General features: G+C 73.1%; 20 protein-coding genes. 12 read left to right on the top strand and 8 right to left on the bottom strand.

Features of this window, described 5'->3' with window-relative positions; genetic code table 11:
• Position 1 precedes the first annotated feature (1 nt).
• From gcvP to L1857_RS29800, 3 genes are read left to right on the top strand one after another with little or no spacing between them, the layout of a single operon-like run.
• Positions 2-2,824 (top strand): aminomethyl-transferring glycine dehydrogenase, encoded by a 2,823-nt coding sequence (gene gcvP / locus L1857_RS29810; protein ID WP_116114044.1) that lies wholly within the window; start codon positions 2-4, stop codon positions 2,822-2,824.
• Positions 2,825-2,826: 2 nt separating this feature from the next.
• On the top strand, positions 2,827-3,903 hold the full coding sequence (gcvT, locus tag L1857_RS29805; protein WP_429728026.1) for a glycine cleavage system aminomethyltransferase GcvT: 1,077 nt from the start codon (positions 2,827-2,829) through the stop codon (positions 3,901-3,903).
• 39 nt (positions 3,904-3,942) lie between these two features.
• Positions 3,943-5,559: a transglycosylase domain-containing protein gene (locus L1857_RS29800; RefSeq protein ID WP_116114047.1), complete on the top strand. Its 1,617-nt coding sequence runs from the start codon at positions 3,943-3,945 to the stop codon at positions 5,557-5,559.
• Here the strand turns inward: L1857_RS29800 and L1857_RS29795 are convergent.
• Genes L1857_RS29795 through L1857_RS29785 form a run of 3 tightly spaced genes read right to left on the bottom strand, consistent with a single transcriptional unit; the run spans position 5,549 to position 7,424 of the window.
• Positions 5,549-5,938 (bottom strand): NUDIX hydrolase, encoded by a 390-nt coding sequence (locus L1857_RS29795; protein WP_094004089.1) that lies wholly within the window; start codon positions 5,936-5,938, stop codon positions 5,549-5,551. The two genes, L1857_RS29800 and L1857_RS29795, sit on opposite strands and share 11 nt — an antisense overlap.
• On the bottom strand, positions 5,935-6,591 hold the full coding sequence (locus tag L1857_RS29790) for an O-methyltransferase (protein ID WP_094004090.1): 657 nt from the start codon (positions 6,589-6,591) through the stop codon (positions 5,935-5,937). Before L1857_RS29790 ends, L1857_RS29795 begins: the two co-directional genes overlap by 4 nt.
• Positions 6,592-6,602: 11 nt before the next feature.
• Positions 6,603-7,424, bottom strand: coding sequence for an ABC transporter ATP-binding protein (locus L1857_RS29785; RefSeq protein WP_094004091.1), 822 nt, complete (start codon positions 7,422-7,424; stop codon positions 6,603-6,605).
• A 59-nt stretch (positions 7,425-7,483) separates the two neighbouring features.
• Here L1857_RS29785 and L1857_RS29780 point away from each other — a divergent pair, with 59 nt between their 5' ends.
• Positions 7,484-8,488 (top strand): glycoside hydrolase family 172 protein, encoded by a 1,005-nt coding sequence (locus tag L1857_RS29780; RefSeq protein ID WP_094004092.1) that lies wholly within the window; start codon positions 7,484-7,486, stop codon positions 8,486-8,488.
• On the opposite strand, the gene L1857_RS29775 is transcribed toward L1857_RS29780, so the two are convergent.
• Positions 8,489-8,689 (bottom strand): hypothetical protein, encoded by a 201-nt coding sequence (locus L1857_RS29775; protein WP_017984299.1) that lies wholly within the window; start codon positions 8,687-8,689, stop codon positions 8,489-8,491.
• A 133-nt stretch (positions 8,690-8,822) separates the two neighbouring features.
• Here L1857_RS29775 and L1857_RS29770 point away from each other — a divergent pair, with 133 nt between their 5' ends.
• From L1857_RS29770 to L1857_RS29750, 5 genes are all read left to right on the top strand, one after another.
• Positions 8,823-10,043: an NAD(P)/FAD-dependent oxidoreductase gene (locus L1857_RS29770; RefSeq protein ID WP_116114055.1), complete on the top strand. Its 1,221-nt coding sequence runs from the start codon at positions 8,823-8,825 to the stop codon at positions 10,041-10,043.
• 280 nt (positions 10,044-10,323) lie between these two features.
• Positions 10,324-10,503 carry a hypothetical protein gene (locus L1857_RS29765; protein ID WP_240323394.1) on the top strand — a complete coding sequence of 60 codons (180 nt, stop codon included), beginning with the start codon at positions 10,324-10,326 and terminating at the stop codon, positions 10,501-10,503.
• A 182-nt stretch (positions 10,504-10,685) separates the two neighbouring features.
• Positions 10,686-11,513: an NBR1-Ig-like domain-containing protein gene (locus L1857_RS29760; protein ID WP_249466958.1), complete on the top strand. Its 828-nt coding sequence runs from the start codon at positions 10,686-10,688 to the stop codon at positions 11,511-11,513.
• Between the two features lie 150 nt (positions 11,514-11,663).
• Positions 11,664-12,050, top strand: coding sequence for a hypothetical protein (locus tag L1857_RS29755; protein ID WP_094004094.1), 387 nt, complete (start codon positions 11,664-11,666; stop codon positions 12,048-12,050).
• Between the two features lie 11 nt (positions 12,051-12,061).
• On the top strand, positions 12,062-12,385 hold the full coding sequence (locus tag L1857_RS29750; protein ID WP_116114060.1) for a hypothetical protein: 324 nt from the start codon (positions 12,062-12,064) through the stop codon (positions 12,383-12,385).
• 37 nt (positions 12,386-12,422) lie between these two features.
• Here the strand turns inward: L1857_RS29750 and L1857_RS29745 are convergent, their stop codons facing one another.
• Positions 12,423-13,637 (bottom strand): Bcr/CflA family multidrug efflux MFS transporter, encoded by a 1,215-nt coding sequence (locus tag L1857_RS29745; protein WP_249466955.1) that lies wholly within the window; start codon positions 13,635-13,637, stop codon positions 12,423-12,425.
• A 158-nt stretch (positions 13,638-13,795) separates the two neighbouring features.
• On the opposite strand from L1857_RS29745, the gene L1857_RS29740 reads away from it, so the two are divergent.
• On the top strand, positions 13,796-14,116 hold the full coding sequence (locus tag L1857_RS29740; RefSeq protein WP_094004097.1) for a hypothetical protein: 321 nt from the start codon (positions 13,796-13,798) through the stop codon (positions 14,114-14,116).
• A 71-nt stretch (positions 14,117-14,187) separates the two neighbouring features.
• Positions 14,188-15,369, top strand: coding sequence for a cation:proton antiporter (locus tag L1857_RS29735; protein WP_116114065.1), 1,182 nt, complete (start codon positions 14,188-14,190; stop codon positions 15,367-15,369).
• Here L1857_RS29735 and L1857_RS29730 read toward each other — a convergent pair.
• Together L1857_RS29730 and L1857_RS29725 are read right to left on the bottom strand one after the other, a co-directional pair.
• Positions 15,290-16,264, bottom strand: coding sequence for a MerR family transcriptional regulator (locus L1857_RS29730; RefSeq protein WP_094004099.1), 975 nt, complete (start codon positions 16,262-16,264; stop codon positions 15,290-15,292). The two genes, L1857_RS29735 and L1857_RS29730, sit on opposite strands and share 80 nt — an antisense overlap.
• Before the next feature lie 34 nt (positions 16,265-16,298).
• Entirely contained in the window at positions 16,299-16,937 is a 639-nt protein-coding gene (locus L1857_RS29725; RefSeq protein ID WP_116114071.1) for an HNH endonuclease family protein, read from the bottom strand.
• A 70-nt stretch (positions 16,938-17,007) separates the two neighbouring features.
• Here L1857_RS29725 and L1857_RS29720 point away from each other — a divergent pair, with 70 nt between their 5' ends.
• Positions 17,008-18,171, top strand: a complete 1,164-nt coding sequence (locus L1857_RS29720; protein ID WP_249466952.1) for a lactate 2-monooxygenase — start codon at positions 17,008-17,010, stop codon at positions 18,169-18,171.
• On the opposite strand, the gene L1857_RS29715 is transcribed toward L1857_RS29720, so the two are convergent.
• Positions 18,104-18,979 carry a phosphotransferase family protein gene (locus L1857_RS29715; RefSeq protein WP_116114076.1) on the bottom strand — a complete coding sequence of 292 codons (876 nt, stop codon included), beginning with the start codon at positions 18,977-18,979 and terminating at the stop codon, positions 18,104-18,106. The genes L1857_RS29720 and L1857_RS29715 overlap by 68 nt on opposite strands.
• Positions 18,980-19,004: the final 25 nt, after the last annotated feature.

The raw sequence follows: 19,004 nt of genomic DNA, 5'->3' as shown, positions 1-19,004 counted from the left end.
GATGTCCTTCGCCGATCGCCACATCGGACCTTCCGAGCACGAACAGGCCAAGATGCTCGCCGAGTGCGGGTTCGGGAGCCTGGACGCGCTGGTCGAGGCCGCTGTCCCGGCGTCGATCCGCACCGCGGGCGGGCTGGACCTGCCGCCGGCCTCCGAGCAGGAGGCGACCGCGCAGCTGCGGGCGCTGGCGGCGAAGAACCGCCCGATGACCCAGATGATCGGCCTCGGCTTCAGCGACACCGTCACCCCGCCGGTGATCCGCCGCAACGTGCTGGAGAACCCGGCCTGGTACACCGCGTACACGCCGTACCAGCCGGAGATCTCGCAGGGGCGGCTGGAGGCGCTGCTCAACTTCCAGACGATGGTCTCGAACCTGACCGGCCTGGACATCGCCAACGCCTCCCTGCTCGACGAGTCCACCGCGGTCGCCGAGGCCGTCCTGCTCATGCGCCGCGCGTCGAAGGCGAAGTCGTCGCGCGTCGTGCTGGACGCCGAGTGCCTGCCGCAGACCATCGCGGTGGTGCGGACGCGGGCCGAGGCGGTCGGCATCGAGGTCGACGTGCGGGACCTGGGCACCGGGCTGCCGGAGGACTTCTTCGGTGTCGTCGTGCAGTACCCCGGCGCGTCCGGCGTGCTGCGCGGCCGGGGCTTCTACGAGGCGATCGGCAAGGTCGCCAAGGACGCGGGCGCGCTCTACACCGTGGCCGCGGACCTGCTGGCGCTGACGCTGGTCACCGCGCCCGGCGAGTTCGGTGCCGACATCGCCGCCGGCACCACCCAGCGCTTCGGCGTCCCGCTCGGCTACGGCGGCCCGCACGCCGGGTACCTGTCGGTGCGCAAGGGCCTGGAGCGGTCGCTGCCCGGCCGCCTGGTCGGCGTCTCGGTGGACGCGGACGGCAACACCGCCTACCGGCTCGCGCTGCAGACTCGTGAGCAGCACATCCGCCGCGAGAAGGCGACCTCGAACATCTGCACCGCCCAGGTGCTGCCCGCGGTGCTGGCCGCGATGTACGCCGTCTACCACGGGCCGGAGGGGCTCACGGAGATCGCGCGGCGGGTCCACGGGCTGGCCGCCGGGCTGGCCGAAGCGCTGCGGACCGCGGGTGTGGAGGTCGTGCACGAGGGCTTCTTCGACACCGTGCTCACGCGGGTGCCGGGCCGGGCCGCCGCCGTGGTCGCCGCGGCGCGCGAGTCGGGTATCAACCTCGGCCGCGTGGACGACGACCACGTGCGGATCGCCTGCGACGAGGTCACCACCCCCGAGATCGTGGACCGCGTGCTGCGGGCGTTCGGCGCCGCGCCGGGCATCGCGGACGGCCGCACCGCGCTGCCCACCGGGCTGGCGCGCACCAGCGAGTTCCTGACCCACGAGGTGTTCCACAGCCACCGCTCCGAGACCGCGATGCTGCGCTACCTGCGCCGTCTGTCCGATCAGGACTACGCGCTGGACCGCGGCATGATCCCGCTCGGCTCGTGCACCATGAAGCTCAACGCGACCGCCGAGATGGAGCCGATCAGCTGGCCGGAGTTCGCCGGCCTGCACCCGTTCGCCCCGGCCGGGGACGCGGCCGGCTACCGCGAGCTGATCGACCAGCTGTGCGGCTGGCTCGCCGAGGTCACCGGCTACGACGAGGTGTCCCTGCAGCCCAACGCCGGCAGCCAGGGCGAGCTGGCCGGGCTGCTCGCCATCCGCGCCTACCACCGCGCCAACGGCCAGCCGGAGCGCGACGTGTGCCTGATCCCGTCGTCGGCGCACGGCACCAACGCCGCGTCCGCGGTGCTCGCCGGGATGCGCGTGGTGGTGGTCGCCTGCAACGACAACGGTGACGTCGACCTGGACGACCTGCGCGCCAAGGCCGAGCAGCACCGCGACGCGTTGTCCGCGATCATGGTGACCTACCCCTCCACGCACGGCGTGTACGAGGAGGGCATCGGCGAGATCGCCCGCGTCGTGCACGAGGCCGGCGGGCAGGTCTACGTCGACGGTGCGAACCTCAACGCGCTGCTGGGCCTGGCCAAGCCGGGTGAGTTCGGCGGCGACGTGTCGCACCTGAACCTGCACAAGACGTTCTGCATCCCGCACGGCGGCGGCGGCCCCGGCGTCGGCCCGGTCGCGGTGCGCGCGCACCTCGCGCCCTACCTGCCCAACCACCCGCTCGCCGACGGCGCGGGCCCGGCCACCGGCGTCGGCCCGATCTCGGCGGCGCCGTTCGGGTCCGCGTCGATCCTGCCCATCTCGTGGGCCTACATCCGCATGATGGGCGGCGCCGGGCTGACCAGCGCCACCAAGGTCGCCGTGCTCGCCGCGAACTACGTCGCCGCGCGGCTGTCCCCGCACTACCCGGTGCTCTACACCGGGCGCACCGGCCTGGTGGCCCACGAGTGCATCCTCGACCTGCGCGCGCTGACCAAGCGCACCGGCGTGACCGTCGACGACGTCGCCAAGCGCCTGGTCGACTACGGCTTCCACGCGCCGACCATGTCGTTCCCGGTCGCCGGGACGCTGATGGTCGAGCCGACCGAGAGCGAGGACGTCAGCGAGCTGGACCGGTTCTGCGACGCGATGATCGCCATCCGGCGGGAGATCGAGGACGTCGCCGAGGGCCGGTGGGAGATCGAGCGGAGCCCGCTGCGCAACGCGCCGCACACCGCCGAGATGCTCACCGGCGACTGGGACCTGCCCTACGACCGCAAGACCGCGGTCTACCCGGGCGGGGTCTCGCCGAAGAACAAGTACTGGTCCCCGGTCCGGCGCATCGACGGCGCCCACGGTGACCGCAACCTCGTCTGCTCGTGCCCGTCCATCGAAGCCTACGGGAGCTGATCATGCGGACCGCACTGCATTCCGTCCACAAGGGACTGGGCGCGCTGTTCACCGACTTCGCCGGCTGGGAGATGCCGGTGCGGTACGGCAGCGAGCTGGCCGAGCACCGCGCGGTGCGCGAGACGGCCGGGCTGTTCGACCTCTCGCACATGGGCGAGATCGAGGTGACCGGCCCGCAGGCCGCCGACGCGCTGGACTACGCGTTCGTCGGCAAGCTGTCCGCGGTCAAGCCCGGCCGCGCCCGCTACACGATGATCTGCGACAACGCGGGCGGGGTCATCGACGACCTCGTGGTGTACCGGCTGGCGGACGAGAAGTTCCTCGTGGTCGCCAACGCCGGCAACGCGCCGACCGTGGCCGCCGAGCTGACCGAGCGCGCGTCCCGCTTCGACGCGCGGGTCACCGACCGCTCGGCCGAGGTCGCGCTGATCGCGGTGCAGGGCCCGAAGGCGGTGGACGTGGTCGGCGCGGTCACCGACGCCGACCTGGCGAGCCTGAAGTACTACGCGAGCGTGCCGGCGACCGTGAAGGGCCACGAGGTGCTGCTCGCACGCACCGGCTACACCGGCGAGGACGGCTTCGAGCTGTACGTCCCGGCTGAGGAGGCGACGTCGGTGTGGCACCTGCTGACCGACGCCGGACAGCCGCACGGGCTGGTGCCCGCCGGGCTCGCCTGCCGCGACACGCTGCGGCTGGAGGCGGGCATGCCGTTGTACGGCAACGAGTTGTCGACGCAGCGGTCGCCGTTCGAGGCGAACCTGGGCCGCGTGGTCAAGCTCGACAAGCCGGACTTCGTCGGCAAGGCGGCGCTGGCGGGCCGGCAGGAGCCGTCCGAGGTGCTGGTGGGCCTGCGCGGTGGCGGCCGGCGGGCGCCGCGGCACGGCTACCGCGTGCTCTCCGGCGAGGAGCCGGTGGGCGAGGTGACCAGCGGCGCGCTGTCGCCGACGCTGGGCTACCCGGTGGCGATGGCCTACGTGCCGGTCGCGCTGAGCGAGCCGGGCACGAAGCTGGCCGTCGACATCCGCGGCCGGGTCGAGCCGGTCGAGGTGGTTCCGCTGCCGTTCTACCAGCGGGACTGACCCGCGCAACGAAAGATCACCAACAGACGTCTGTAGTGCGTGGAGAAGCAACGCAGGCGGTGGTGGCGGCGGGCCCGGCGGGTCGCGTACGTCCTGACCGGGCTCTTCGTCGGCGTCCCGGCGATCGCGTTCGCGATCGGGTACCTGGTGTGGGACGTGCGCAGCCCGCAGGAGGTGCTGGCCGACCTCGACAAGACCGTGGTGATCCAGTACGCGGACGGCGGCGAGCTGATGCGGGTCGTGCCGCCGGACGGTGACCGCACGTTCACGCCCTACGCGCTGATCCCGCGCAAGCTGGTCGACGCGATCGTCGCTGTCGAGGACCCCACGTTCTGGACCAACGGCGGGTTCGAGCCGACCGGCATCGCGCGTGCGATGGTCACCGGCGTCGGCGGCGGGTCGGGCATCACCCAGCAGTACGTCAAGAACTCCACCGGCGAGGACGACGCGACCCTGTTCCGCAAGTTCAAGGAGCTGGTGCTGGCGACGAAGATCACCGACCGGCAGAGCAAGGAACAGATCTTCGAAAGCTACGTCAACATCATCTCCTTCGGCCGCAACACGCACGGTCCGGCGGCCGCCGCGCAGGCGTACTTCGGCAAACCGCTCGCCGACATCTCCTGGAGCGAGGCCGCGTTCCTGGCCGGCCTGCTGCAGGCGCCGTACGGGCACGACCCGGCGACCGCCGGTCCCGAGCAGGCCGCGCGACGCTGGACCTACGCGGCGAACAAGCTCGCCGAGCGCGGGTACGTGTCGGCGGCCGAACGGTCCACGATGACGTACCCGCGGGTCCTCGATCCGCACGAGACGCGCGCCGGGCGGAGCTCCTACAGCGACTCCCACATCCGCCAGCAGGTGCTCACCGAGCTGGAGGCGCAGGGGTGGCCGCTGACACGGCTGCGCCGGGAGGGACTGGCCGTGCGCACTACCCTCGACCGGGCCGCCCAGGGCCGCGCCGAGCGGGCGGCGCGGGACCGGCTCACGGGAGAGCCCGCGGAGCTGCGGGCGGCGGTGGTGTCCGTGTCGCCGGGCGACGGCGGGGTGGCCGCCTACGCCGGCGGGAACTGGGGTGTCACGGACTACGCCGTGACCCCGCGCCGTCCGGGCACGGCGTTCCGGCCGGTCGTGCGCGTGGCGGAGTTCCGCGCCCGTGCGGATGATCCGCCCGTCGTGACCGGGCCGAAGATCCGGCAGACCGCCTACGACGCCGGGATCCCGGAGTTCCTGGACGGCACGCGGACGCTGACGGCGCCGGACGGGGTGCACATCGCGTCCTCGATCGCCGAGGGCACCTACCGGTTGCGGCCGCTGGACCTGGCGGGCGTGCACGCGACCTTCGCGAACGGCGGTCTGCGGGTCACGCCGCACTTCGTGGCCGAGGTGCGCCGCGGCGACGAGGTGGTGTGGCGCTGGGACACGCCGCCGGTGCCCGCCCTGCCGCGCGAGGCCGTTCTGCAGGCTGACGCGGCCCCGGGCGAGTACGGCACGTCCGACGCGTGGATGGCCGGCGCGAGCGCGTCGATGGCCACGGTGGTGTGGGTCGGCGGCGACGAGGAACGCCCCCGCACGGACTGGCAGGGCGTGCCCCTGACCGGCGCCACCCTGCCCGCGGACATCTGGCGCGAGGTGATGTCGCCGGAGCCGGCTACGCGGTGAGGTCCCCGCGGCGGCGCAGCTCCTCGAACACCTGCTGGAACGCGCGGGAGCCGCGGTGGCGGTCGGCGTAGCCGAGCCAGGCCACCTCCGCGACCTCGGCCGAGGGCGTGATGGTGCCCTGGTAGTCGGCCGTGTAGCAGGTCATCCGCAGCAGCTGCGCCTGCCCGTCGGCGGGCGCCTCGATCGTCGCGGTGTGCACGGCGGTCGCCGGGTCGATCGACACCGCCAGCTCCTCGGCGACCTCCCGCACCAGCGTCGCCACGTCGCTCTCGCCCGGCTCGCGCTTGCCGCCCGGCAGGTACCACGCCGACTTGCCGTGCGAACGCGCCGCCAGCACGCGGCCGTCCTCCACCCGCAGCCAGGCGACCTTGTCGATCACCGCGTCACCAGCGCGAGCGTGAACCCGTCGTAACCCTTCGAGCCCACCGTCTGCACCACGGTCGCCTCCACCCGCGGCTCGGCGGCGATCAGCTCGTGCATCTCCCGCGTGGCGACGATCGCGGGGTCCGTGCTGCCGGCGTCGGCGAGCGCGCCGTCCCGCACCACGTTGTCCACGATGATCACCGAGCCCGGCCGCGACAACCGCAGCGCCCACCGGAAGTACTCGGGGTTGTTCGGCTTGTCCGCGTCGATGAAGATCAGGTCGAACGGCCCCTCGACGGACGGCAGCGTGTCCAGCGCCTTGCCGACCTTCACCTCGACGATCTCGCCGAACCCCGCCGCGTCGAGGTTGTTCTCCGCCACCTGCGCGTGCTTGCGGTCCGCCTCCAGCGTCACCAGCCTGCCGTCCGGCGGCAGCGCCCGCGCCAGCCAGATCGTGCTGTACCCGCCGAGCGTGCCGATCTCCAGGATCGAGCGGGCGCCGTGCATCCGCGCCAGCAGGTGCAGCAGCTTGCCCTGGGGCGGGGACACCGCGATCGGCGGCAGCCCGGCGTCGGCCGTGGCGGCCCGCACGTCGTCGAGCACCGGGTCGGCTGGGATGAGCGTCCGGCCGACGTAGTCGTCGACCGCGCTCCACACGTCCTGGCTCACAAGAGCCGAAACTACCGGCGGGCCTTCGGGATGACCAACGGAGTTCCGGTTTCCGGGTCCGGGATGACCGAGCACGGCAGGTCGAAGATCTCCTCGACGCGCTCGGCGGTCACGACCTCCTCCGGCGTGCCGGTCGCGAGCACCTCACCGCCGCGCATGGCGATCAGGTGCGTGGCGTAGCGGGCCGCGTGGTTGAGGTCGTGCAGCACCGCGACCAGCGTGCGGCCCTGCTCGGCGTGCAGCTGCGCGCACAGGTCGAGGATGTCCATCTGGTGCGCGATGTCCAGGAACGTGGTCGGCTCGTCGAGCAGGAGCAGCTCGGTCTCCTGCGCCAGCGCCATCGCCAGCCACACGCGCTGCCGCTGCCCGCCGGACAGCTCGTCCACCATGCGGTCGGCCAGCTCGGTCACGCCGGTGGCGGCCATCGAGCGCTCGACCACCTCGGCGTCCTCGCGCGACCACTGCCGCAGCAGCCGCTGGTGCGGGTACCGGCCGCGGGACACCAGGTCGGCCACCGTGATGCCGTCCGGCGCGATCGAGCTCTGCGGCAGCAGCCCCAGCTTGCGCGCGACCTGCTTGGCCGGCAGCGACGTGATGACCTCGCCGTCCAGGTAGACCATGCCCTGCCGCGGCTTCAGCAGCCGGCTCAGCGCCCGCAGCAGCGTGGACTTGCCGCACGCGTTCGGCCCGACGATCACGGTGAACGACCGGTCCGGAATGGTGACCGAGAGATCTTCGGCGACGACCCGTCCGTCGTACCCCAACGTCAGGCCGTCACCGTGCAGCCGGGTGCTGGTGGTCGGCTCGGCGACAAGATCCACGGTCTGGGTCATAGAGGTTAGGCTAACCTACAAGTTAGGCAAACGGTACGGACCGTGCTTACCTTGGCAGGGTGTTCGACGTCACGGATCTGACCCGCGTCACGCCCGTGCTCGACTCGCGGGCGGTCACCTTCGAGAACCCGACCGGCGAGCGCGGCGCGGGCGGCCGGGCCGGCGGCGGCCGCAAGGGCGCCCCCAGCCGGGTCATCGAGGGCGGTGAGCGCGTCACCCTCGCCGACCTCGCCGGGCCGGGCACGATCCGGCACATCTGGATGACGTTCCCGCCGGACCGGCCGGCCCGCATGCGAGCCGTCCACCTCGAAGTCCGCTACGGCGGCCTGTCCTACCCCAGCGTCTCGGTGCCGTGCCTGGACTTCTTCGGCTCACCGCACGGCCGCCCGGTCGCCTACTCCAGCGCGCTGACCAGCATGCCGGAGGCCCGCGGCTTCAACAGCTACCTGCCGATGGCCTTCGGCGAGCGCATCCGCGTCGACCTGGTCAACGGCAACCCGGACCCGATCGTCCTGTACTTCCAGATCGACTACACCCTCGGCGAATCCCCGTCGGGGCGGTTGCACGTGGGTTTCCGCCGCGAGAACCCGACGGTGTCGAAGCGGGACTTCGTGGTGACCGAGGGGTTGCGCGGCCCGGGCCGGTTCCTCGGCTGGGTCGGCGGGGTGCGGCCGATCGACGGCGGCCAGTGGTACGGCGAGGGCGAGGTGAAGATCTACCGCGACGGGGACCGCGAGTACCCCACGATCTGCGGGACCGGGCTGGAGGACTACGTGGGTTCGGCGTGGGGGATGGGCCCGCACGCCGGGCTGTACGCGGGTGCGCCGCTGGAGGTGTCCGGCCGCGGCCCGATCCCGAAGTACGTCGGGTTCTACCGCTGGCACGTGCTCGATCCGATCATGTTCAGCACGGACCTGCGGGTGACGCTGCAGCAGATCGGCGCCGACCGGGGTGGTCTGGTCGAGCGCGTGGACGACTACTGCGCGGCCGCGTTCACGGTGTGCGAGCGGGCCCAGCCGGTGCCGCCGGTGGACGTCGCCGCGGCCGTCGCGGATCTGGAGTGACTACTGGGACCGTTCGCCGACCACGACGACCGCGTCGCGCAGTGCCGCGCGCAGCCGGCCGACGTCCAGCGGTTCGAGCACCGCGGCTTCGCCCGGTGGAGCCACCAGGACCACCCGTCCGCTGCTCACGAACACCGTCAGGTCACGCCGCCTGCCGGCCAGGTCCCGGCAGCTGATCGACCATTCGTCTCGAGCCGCCACGTCCGTCGCCTTCCTTCGGTGGTGTTGCGGGTGACAGAGGGACGGCGCAGCGGGGCGGGCGTGACGCGGTGGCGCGGAAAAAGTGTCCGCAGTAGCGTCGGGTGGCACGGATCACACGGATGAGGAGCGGCCCATGTCCGAGCCGAAGCGGATCCTGATCGTCGGCGCCGGGCTGGCCGGTGCGTCGGCCGCGGCGGCCCTGCGCGAGAACGGTTACGACGGCGACGTGGTGGTCCTCGGCGCGGAGGCGCACCGGCCCTACGAGCTGCCGCCGTTGTCGAAGCGGATCCTCCTGGGCGAGGGCGACGAGCCGGACTGGGTGCGGGACGCGGACTTCTACGCGCAGAACGGCATCGACCTGCGCTCCGGCACCAGCGCGACCCGGATCGAACTGGGGGCGCGGGCGGTGCTGGACGCGCGCGGCGGGCGGCACTCCTACGACCGGCTGCTGCTGGCGACCGGGTCGCATCCGCGGACGCTGCCGGTGCCCGGGGTGGACCTGCCCGGCGTCTACACGCTGCGCACCCTCGACGACGCGCTCGCCCTGCGGTCGGCGTTCACCGGCTCGCCGCGGGTGGTGGTGATCGGCACCGGCTGGATCGGGACGGAGGCCGCGGCGGCGGCGCGGCACCACGGCGCCGAGGTCACGATGGTGGACGTGCTGCCCGGGCCGCTGTGGGCGCTCGGGCCGGAGATCAGCGAGGTGTTCGCCGAGCTGCACACCGAGCACGGCGTGCGGTGGCGGCTGGGCAGCGGGATCGAGCGGGTCACCGGTGGTCCGAGCGGGGTCGCGGGCGTGCGGCTGGCCGACGGTAGCGAGCTGCCCGCGGACGTGGTGCTGGTCGCCGTCGGCGCCGCGCCCCGGGTCGGCCTGGTACACGCGGCCGGGCTGGAGCTGGCCGACTCGGGTGGCGTGGCCGTGGACGCGTCCCTGCGCACGGCGGCGCCGGGCGTGTACGCGGCGGGCGACATCGCGGCGCAGTGGCACCCGCGCTACGGGCGCCGCGTGCGCGTCGAGCACTGGGCGAACGCGAAGAACCAGGGAGCGCACGTGGCGGCGAACCTGGCCGGCGGGCAGGAGCAGTACACGCGCACGCCGTACTTCTTCACCGACCAGTACGACCTCGGTTGCGAGTACCGCGGCCTGGCCGACCCGGAGCGGGACGAACTGGTGGTCCGCGGCGACCTGGGCAAGCGCGAGTTCACCGCGTTCTGGCTGCGGAACGGCCACGTCACGGCGGCGATGAACGTGAACATGTGGGACGACGGCGACACGCTGAAGGCACTGGTCGACGGCGAGACGACGGTGACGGCGGACCAGCTGCGCGAGGGAGACCTGGCCGCGCTCGGGTGAGGCCGCCCGTAGTGGTCGATCACCGCCGGGTAGCTCGCACGATCTCCGCGAGCCCGGCCGGCGTGGCGCCCTTCTCGGCATCCCACTGCCGCCCGGGTGAGGAACGCGTTGTTCCGGGCCCCCGCGGCCGGAAGCTGCTGGCCGAGTGGGAAGCTGCACGGCACCCGCGAACCGGGCGACGAAGACCTGGTCTACCGGTGGGCGCGCCGCCCGCTCGTCGAATGGGCACTGCGCCGCGCGGTCGCCGCCGAACCAGGCCGTTGCCCCGCACGACGACCTGGTGCTGCGACGCACCATCCGGCGAATCGGGCGACTGGACCGGGTCACGACGTTCGACGAGGACCACGCCCTGCACGAGCGCATCGCGCGCATCCTGGCCAGCCTCGAACCACCACCCCCAGCGGGCCCACCCCGCGACGAACTGGTGGCACATCTGCACGAGAGCCAGGTGGTCGGCTGACCCTGGGCGGGGGTGCACCCCCTCGGTCCTTGTGATCAACGAGGGGCCCTGGGGCGCCAGCTGCCCGGCCCCCGCGACCGGCTCAACCGAGCGCGCCGCCCCTGCGCGAGAGCCACCTGCTCGGCTGAACCTGGCCCCCGGATGCACCCGATCGGAGCAATGCGCCAATACCCTCGATCCTCGTGATCAACGAAGGGGCCAGGCGGGGCCGGGTCGCCAGCTGTCCGGATCCGGCGGCCGGTCCGGTGGCCGCGTTCGCGCACCGGTTGTGGGCCCTCAAGCGCTCGGCGGGTGATCCCTCCTACGACCGGATGCGCACCGAGCTGGGCGCGCTCGCCTCGAAGTCCGCCCTCTCGGCCGCCGCGCGCGGGCAGCGGCTGCCGTCCTGGGACACCACCTGGGAGTTCGTGCGCGTGCTCGCCGTCGGGGTGCTCGGCGAGCACGAGGACGAGGTCCGGGCCCGCTGGCGCGCCGACTGGGAACGGGTCCGTGACGGCGCGGCGAAACGGTCGCCCGCCCCGCGCCGCCGGGGTCGCCTGGTGGTCCTCGCCGCCGCGGCGACCGTCGTGCTGGCGATCGGCGTCGTCGCCGGGGTCGCGGTGCTGCGCACGCCGGAGCCCGTGACCACGCAGGCCGCCACCCTCCCGCCGCTGATCCCCGGCGACGCGTCCGAGTTCATCGCGGACGTGACCGTGCCCGACGGCACCGTGGTGCCGACCGGCGCGCGGTTCGTCAAGACGTGGGAGTTCCGCAACACCGGCACCGTGCCGTGGGTGGACCGCGCCCTGCGCCGCGAGGCCGGCTTCGGCCCCGGCGACGGTTGCCAGACGCCCGCGGTCGTGCCCGTGCCGGAGACACCGCCCGGCCAGTCCGTGCGCGTCTCGGTCGAGGTGCGTGCGCCGGACGAGCCTGGGTACTGCCAGGTGTACTTCAAGATGACCGACCGCGCGGGCCGGCTGCTCCTGCCCGGCGCCCACGCGGCGTACTTCTTCGTCCGGGTGGCCGGCTGAGTTGGCCACCCACCCCGGTGGCCAAAGCGCTGACCTGCGTGGACATCCGGATTTGGCCACCGGACGCGGGGTGGCCGGTGCGGATCTTCCGCCGGTGGTCCAGACCTCTCTAGCGTCGGCGCCAGTAACACCCGACGAAGGAGATCCCGGATGCGGAAATCGATCAGGACGCTGGCCGCCGCGCTGCCCCTCGCGGCGGCGCTCCCGTTGCTCGTGGCACCGCAGGCGTCGGCCGCGGAGAAGGTGTGCGCAGGCGGCTCGCTCATGGGCGGCCAGACCACCACCGCCCGGGTGCTGGCCGACCAGGTCATCCACATCAAGGTCCACAACCACGACTTCCGCGGCCTGGCGCTGGTGATCCGGGACGTGAAGTGGAAGAAGCAGCTGTGGAAGGGCGTCATCGCGCCGGGCAAGGAGCACACCGTGCGAACCGACGTGTTCGGCGAGCCGCCGATCGGCTACGAGATCGCGTTCGACGTGACCTCGAACCTGTCCAACAACTACACCTACGCCATCTCCTCCGCCCGCTGCTACTGAAAGGCCACGACATGCGCACCCTCCTGCTCGCGGCCATCGCCACGACCGCGGCGGCCCTGCCCGCGACGGCGTCGGCCACCCCCGCGCCTGCCTCGGCGGTGGTGGCCGACCAGGACATCGTCACCACCTGCGGCCCGGGCTACTCCGGCTACATCCGCCGCCCCGGCAAGGACGCGCTCTGCCTGCAGCCGGGCACCCGCACCTGGACCGGCTTCCAGGCGTTCGAGTGCAAGGGCAACATCACCGTCTACTTCAAGAACGGCAAGCACGTCGAGTGCGGCGGCGGCATCGACTTCGAGTACAACGGCGGCGTCGTCAAGACCGTCGCCCGCTGAGGGGCGCGCCGGGCCGCCCGAACCGGGCGGCCCGGTGTCAGGCCGTCCGCCTGCGGGTCAGCGTCGCGAACACCACCAGCGCCACCACGGCGAACGACGCCATCACCGCCCCCATCGGCACCGCGCTCGCCTCGTCGCCCATGCTCACCAGCGGGGTGGCCAGCCCGCCGACCACGAACTGCATCACCCCGAGCAGCGCGGACGCCGCCCCGGCGTTGTGCGGGTGCTCGGCCAGCGCCAGCGACGACGCGTTCGGCATGACCAGCCCGATGCTCGACACCATCACCAGCAGCGGCACCAGCAGCACCCCCAGCGGCAGCCCCGCCACCGCCGCCGCCAGCACCCCGATCCCACCGACGGCCGAGGCGCACAGGCCGACCGTCAGCAGCGTCCGCTCGGCCACCCGGCCCACGATCCGCCCGTTGACCTGCCCGGCGATCACGATCCCCAGCCCGTTCGCGCCGAACACCAGGCTGTACTCCTGCGGGCTCAGCCCGTACAGCTCCTGCAGCACGAACGACGACGCGGAGATGTAGGCGAACAGCCCGGCGAACATCAGCCCGGCCGACAGCGCGTACCCGACGAACGACCGGTCCCGCAGCAGCACCCCGTACCCGCGCAGCGTCGAGCCGATCCGGGCCGGGCGGCGGCGCTGCGTCGGCAGCGTCTCGGGCATCGCCACCGCCGCGGCCACCAGCAGCAGCGCGCCGAACACGGCCAGCACCACGAACACCCCGCGCCACGACGTCAGCCGCAGCACCTGCCCGCCGATCACCGGCGCCAGGATCGGCGCGAGACCGCTGACCAGCATCAACATCGAGAAGAACTTCGTCATCGCGGTGCCGGCGAACAGGTCGCGCACGCACGCCCGCGCGATCACCATCCCGGCCGCCGCGCCCAGCGCCTGCACCGACCGCCCCGCGACCAGCAGTTCCGCGGTCGGGCTCACCGCGCACAGGACCGACGCGACGGCGTAGAGCACCAGCCCGGCCAGCAGCGGACGGCGGCGGCCGAGCGAGTCGGACAGCGGCCCGGCGATCAGCTGCCCGAGCGCCAGCCCGATGATGAACGCGGTCAGCGTCAGCTGCAGCGTCGGCGCGGAGCTGTGCAGGTCGTCCGCCATCCGGGGGAGCGCGGGCAGGTACATGTCGATCGACAGCGGCGCGAACGCCGACAGCCCGCCGAGGATCAGCGCGTACCGCAGGGTTCCGGGCCTGGTCTTCACCGGTGCCGTGACCGCTGTCGTGCTCAAACCGCCTCCACTCGACCGGATCCACCCGGCAACACCGAACACCGGAGATCGCATCCGCATTCCCTGTTGTGGCGCGGAACACCCGAGGTCGATCAGTCCACTGTGGACTCTACTGTCTGGTATACTGGACATACCGGACCGATGTCGAGGGGAGTACCGTGCGGCGGAAGCTGGGATCACCTTCCCGGCACCGGTCCGTCCGCGCCCTCCTCGTCCTGGCGCTGCTGCTGCTCAGCCTCGTCACGCCGACGACGCCGGAGAACCACCCGCACCCACCCGTGCCGGACGGCATCGCCGCCCTCGCGGCGGAACCGTTGCCGCACGTCACGGCCACTCCGCTGCCGGTCGCGGACCTGCCGCCGATCGCCGCGCCGCGACCACCGGACGCGCATGCGGAAGACCCGCCCGCGCCCGCCGTCGCGCCGCTCACCCACGAGCCGGGCACCGCTCTCGGCGCCCGCGCGCCGCCCTCCAGGTAAGGCCCCGGACCCATCCGCACACCGCGTCGCACCGCGGTGCGCTTCGCCCTGCCCTGGAGGGACTTCACGACATGCACACCGGACACGCCCTGCTCGCCGTCGGCGGCGCCTTCCTCGCCGCCGGCGTGCTGGCCAGAGCCGGCGCCCGCATCGGGCTGCCCACGATCCCCCTGTTCATGCTGGCCGGGTTCATCTTCGGCCCCAACACGCCCGGCCTGTCCCTGGTGCACGACCCCGGCGAGCTGAGCGTGCTCGCCGGGCTCGGCCTGGTGTTCCTGCTGTTCTACCTCGGCCTGGAGTTCTCGCTCGACGACCTCGCCAAGGGCGGCCGCAAGCTCGCCGTGTCCGGCCTGGTCTACCTCGCGCTCAACATCGGCGGCGGGCTGGCCTTCGGGTTCCTGCTCGGCTGGGGCTCCAGCGAAGCCCTGGTGATCGCGGGCGCGATCGGCATCTCGTCGTCGGCGATCGTGACCAAGCTGCTCGTCGAAACCGGCCGCACGCGCCACCCGGAATCGCGCCTGATCATGGGCATCATCGTGATCGAGGACCTGTTCCTCGCGCTGTACCTGGCGCTGCTGCAGCCGGTGCTGTCCGGCGCCGACTCGTTCTGGCCCGCGCTCGCCGACTTCGGCAAGGCCCTCGGCTTCCTGCTGGCGCTGGCCGCGCTGGCCCGGTGGGGTGGCCGGCTGGTGTCGAAGCTGTTCGGGTCGGCCGACGACGAGCTGCTGACCGTGTGCTTCGTCGGGGTCGCCGTGCTGGGTGCCGCGATCGCCGAGGAACTGGGCGTCTCCGACGCGATCGGCGCGTTCATGGTCGGCATGATGCTCGGCGGGTCGAAGGTCGCGCCGCGCATCCACAAGCTGGTCCTGCCGCTGCGGGACGCGTTCGGCGCGTTGTTCTTCTTCATCTTCGGGCTCAGCATCGACCCCGGCGCCGTCGGCACGGTCGTGGTGCCGGTGCTGATCGCCGTGGCGCTGACGCTCGTGCTGAACCTCGCCGCGGGCGCGATCGCGGCGAAGCTGCACTCCTTCGACGGCCAGGCCGGGCTGAACATCGGCCTCACCGTGCTCACCCGCGGCGAGTTCTCGCTGGTCCTGGCGACGCTGGCGGCGGCGGCCGGGCTGGACTCCCGGGTCGCGCCGTTCGTGGCGGGCTACGTGCTGCTGCTCGCGATCATCGGCCCGCTGGCGGTGCTGCGGTCGGAGAGCCTGGCCCGGCTGTTCCGAGCGCGACCGGCATCACCAGTGTCGTGAACGAGCCCTGATCGGCCGATCGCACGCGGGCGACCCGCAGCGGCCCGGCGAACTCCAGCAGCACGTCGGGCCCGACGCCCGCTTCGAGCGCCGCGCCCAGCACGGCCGGGTCGAAGCCGATGCGCAGGTCGTCGCCGGTGATGGCGGGCACCGTCGTGCCGCCGACGGTCAGCCGGTCCGGTCCGAGGACCAGCTCGGCCGGGCCGGTCGCGGGCAGCGCGTCCCGGAGCGCCGCGCGGTCGACGACGACCCGTTGCTCCGGCGCCGGCAGCGCGTCGAGCACGGCGCGGTAGTCCGGGAACGTCTCGTCCACGAGCGGCAGCGTCGTGTCGTCGAGGGTCACCTCGTCCTGCCGCGCGAGCCACGGCCCGAGCGCGGCCAGCTCCCGCGCGGGCGTCACGAACCGGCCGGTGCCGCCGTGCACGGGACGCAGGACCCGCAGCGCGAGCCGGTAGCGGTCGGTGGCGACGACGCGGACCTCGTCGCCGTCGGCCTCGATCAGCACGAAGTCCAGCGGCGCGCCCGCGGCGGGCGCGACCTGCCGGATCGCGCTCGCCAGGTCGAGGCCGGCGACCCGGACCGGCCCCGGCAGCAGGCGGCCGACCGCCTCCGACGCGGCCCGGAAGTCCTCCCGCAGCCGCCGCCGGTGCGCCTCCAGCACCGCACGCGCCTGTGCGGGCGGCCCGTCGAGCACCGTCGTGACCTGCGCCAGCGGCAGGCCCGCGGCACGCAGCTCGCGCAGCCGGACGGCCCGCTCGACCTGGTCCTCGCGGTAGTAGCGGTAGCCGGTGACCGCGTCGACGCGGGCCGGCGCGAGCACGCCGCAGTCGTCGTAGAAGCGCAGCGCGCTGGGCGTGAGCCCGGCCCGCCGCGCGAACGCGCTGATGGTCAGCATGGCGCCGATTCTGCGGCTTCGAGGAGGTCGAAGGTCAACAGCGGGTCAGCATGTCGGTCAGCGCCGCCCGCTCGGCCGTCGTGACGGACAGCTGGTAGTGGTGCTTGACCTCGATCCAGTCGATGGCGTAGGTGCACCAGAACGACTCCAGCGGCGGCTTCCACTCGTCCGGCGCCTTGTCGCTCTTGGCCTGGTTGACGTTGTCGGTGACCGCCCACAGCTGCGGGCGCACCAGGTCGTTGGCGAACGCCTCGCGCTGAGCCTGCGTCCACGCCGACGCCCCGCTGACCCAGCTCTGCGCGAGCGGCACCAGGTGGTCGATGTCCACATCGGACGCTTTGGTCCAGGTCGCGCCGTCGTAGGGGCTGACCCAGGTGCCCGAGGTGGGCGAGCAGTCCTTGCCCACCACCACGTTCTCACCCGAGCGCTTGAGCACCTCCTCGCGGGTGTTGCAGGTGCCCTCGACGGTGTCCCAGTGCGGGTACTTCTCGCGGGAGTAGCCGTTGAGGGTGCCGCGCGGCTTGACCGGCAGCTCGGCGAGCTGCTGCCGCGCCACTCCCGGATCGGTGCCCGGGTTCGCCTTCGACGGCGGCACCGGACCGGGCCGCCACACCACCACCAGAACCGCGACCGCCACCACGACCAGGAACGGCACCCACACCCGAGCCTTCACGCGGCTGAGGCTATGTGATCAAGTACCGGCGGTACGCTGCGGTCTCCGGCGTGTCGACGAGGAGGTGCGCGTGGCCGAGCGGTTCGGTGGCTACCAGAACGAGATCTACCTGCACGGGCTCGGCGGGACGAAGCCGCCGTTCACGACCGACCCCACGCGCCTGGCGGAGTCGGCCCGCGCGGTGCTGACCCCGGAGGCCTACGGCTACGTGGCGGGCGGCGCGGGCTCCGGCGCCACGATGGACGCCAACCGCGTGGCGTTCGGCAAGTGGAAGCTCGTGCCGCGCATGCTCACCGACGCGACCGCCCGCACCACGTCGGCCACCGTGCTCGGGACCGAACTGCCCGCGCCGGTGCTGCTCGCGCCCGTCGGGGTGCAGTCGATCGTGCACCCGGACGCGGAGCTGGCGACGGCGCGGGCCGCGGCGGCGCTGGGCCTGCCGATGATCCTGTCCACCGCCGCGTCGCGCACGATCGAGGAGGTCGCCGAGGCCTCCGGCGACGGCCCGCGCTGGTTCCAGCTGTACTGGCCGTCGGACTCCGACGTCACCGCGAGCATCCTGACCCGCGCGAAGCGGGCCGGCTACACCACGCTCGTCGTCACGCTCGACACCTGGACCCTGGCCTGGCGCCCGCGCGACCTCGACTCCGCCTACCTGCCGTTCCTCCAGGGCGAGGGCCTGGCCACGCCGCTGTCCGACCCGGCCTTCCGCGCGCTGCTGGAGAAGGCGCCCGAGGACGACATGCCGTCGGCGATCCTGCGGTGGGTGTCGCTGTTCACCGGCACCGACCACAGCTGGGACCAGCTGCCGTTCCTGCGCGAGCACTGGGACGGCCCGATCGTGCTGAAGGGCATCCAGCACGTCGACGACGCGCGGCGCGCGGTGGACGCCGGGATGGACGGCATCGTGGTGTCCAACCACGGCGGACGGCAGGTCGACGGCGCGATCGGGTCGCTGGAGGCGCTGCCGCCGATTGCGACCGCGGTGGGCGACCGCATCGAGGTGCTGTTCGACTCCGGCGTGCGGACCGGCGCGGACATCCTGAAGGCACTGGCACTGGGCGCGAAGGCCGTGCTCGTCGGGCGGCCCTGGGTGTACGGCCTGGGCCACGCGGGCGAGGACGGCGTGCGTCACGTGCTGCGCAGCCTGCTCGCGGACCTCGACATCAGCCTGGCGCTGACCGGCCACCACTCGATCGCCGAGCTGGGCCCGGAGTCCCTGCAGCGGTCCTGACCACACCGAGCAGCCGCGACGCCAGCGGCTCGCGGGGCGGACGGGTGAGGAAGTCCGCGAGCGCGAACAGGTCCAGCGCCCGGGCGGCTTCGCGCCAGCCCTGCGGCCGCGGACCGTAGCCCGCCAGGACGCCTTCGGTGAACGGGCTGTCGCCGAAGCGCAGCACGTTGCCCAGGTCGGTGAGCGGGCTGCCGCTGTGCGCGAACTCCCAGTCCAGCACGGTCACCCGCCAGCCGTCGCCGGTGCGGGCGGCGATCAGGTTCTTCGGGTTGAAGTCGGAGTGCACCAGGCGCGCCGCGCCGGAGGGCACCAGCGGCGCCCACTCCCGGGCCCGTGCGAGGAGCCCGCGCTCTTCGGCCGCGGTGAGCGGCCAGTCGGGGTGCCGCCGGGACAGGCAGTCGCGCACGAACTCGGCCAGGTCGCCGGGCAGCTCGCCCAGCCGCAACTCGCCGTCGGCGAACCAGCCCGGCCGCTCGAACCGCACCTCGCCGATCCGGGCGAGCGTGCGCCCGGCCGCGTGACCCAGCTCGCGGGCGTCGGCGGCGGGAAGCTCCGCCAGCAGCACCTCGACACTGGTGCCCGGCACGAACACCGACACCGACGCGTCCTCGGTGACCGCGATCACCTCGGGCGCGATCCCGGGCACCAGCCTGGCCAGCGCGGCCTCGACCGCGGGCCGTCCGCCCGCTTTGAGCACGTACCGGTCGTCCAGCGACCAGACCGCTCCCCGGTACCCGCCGGGCAACGCGCGGCGGCGCAGCCCGTCCAGGCCCAGCTCCCGGAGCCACTCCAGGTGTGGTGCGGACATATTCGCAGGCTAGCCGGATCGCGCG

The organism is Amycolatopsis thermalba (assembly GCF_023376025.1).
GTDB lineage: Bacteria > Actinomycetota > Actinomycetes > Mycobacteriales > Pseudonocardiaceae > Amycolatopsis_E > Amycolatopsis_E thermalba.
This window is presented reverse-complemented; position numbering and strand designations above follow the sequence as displayed.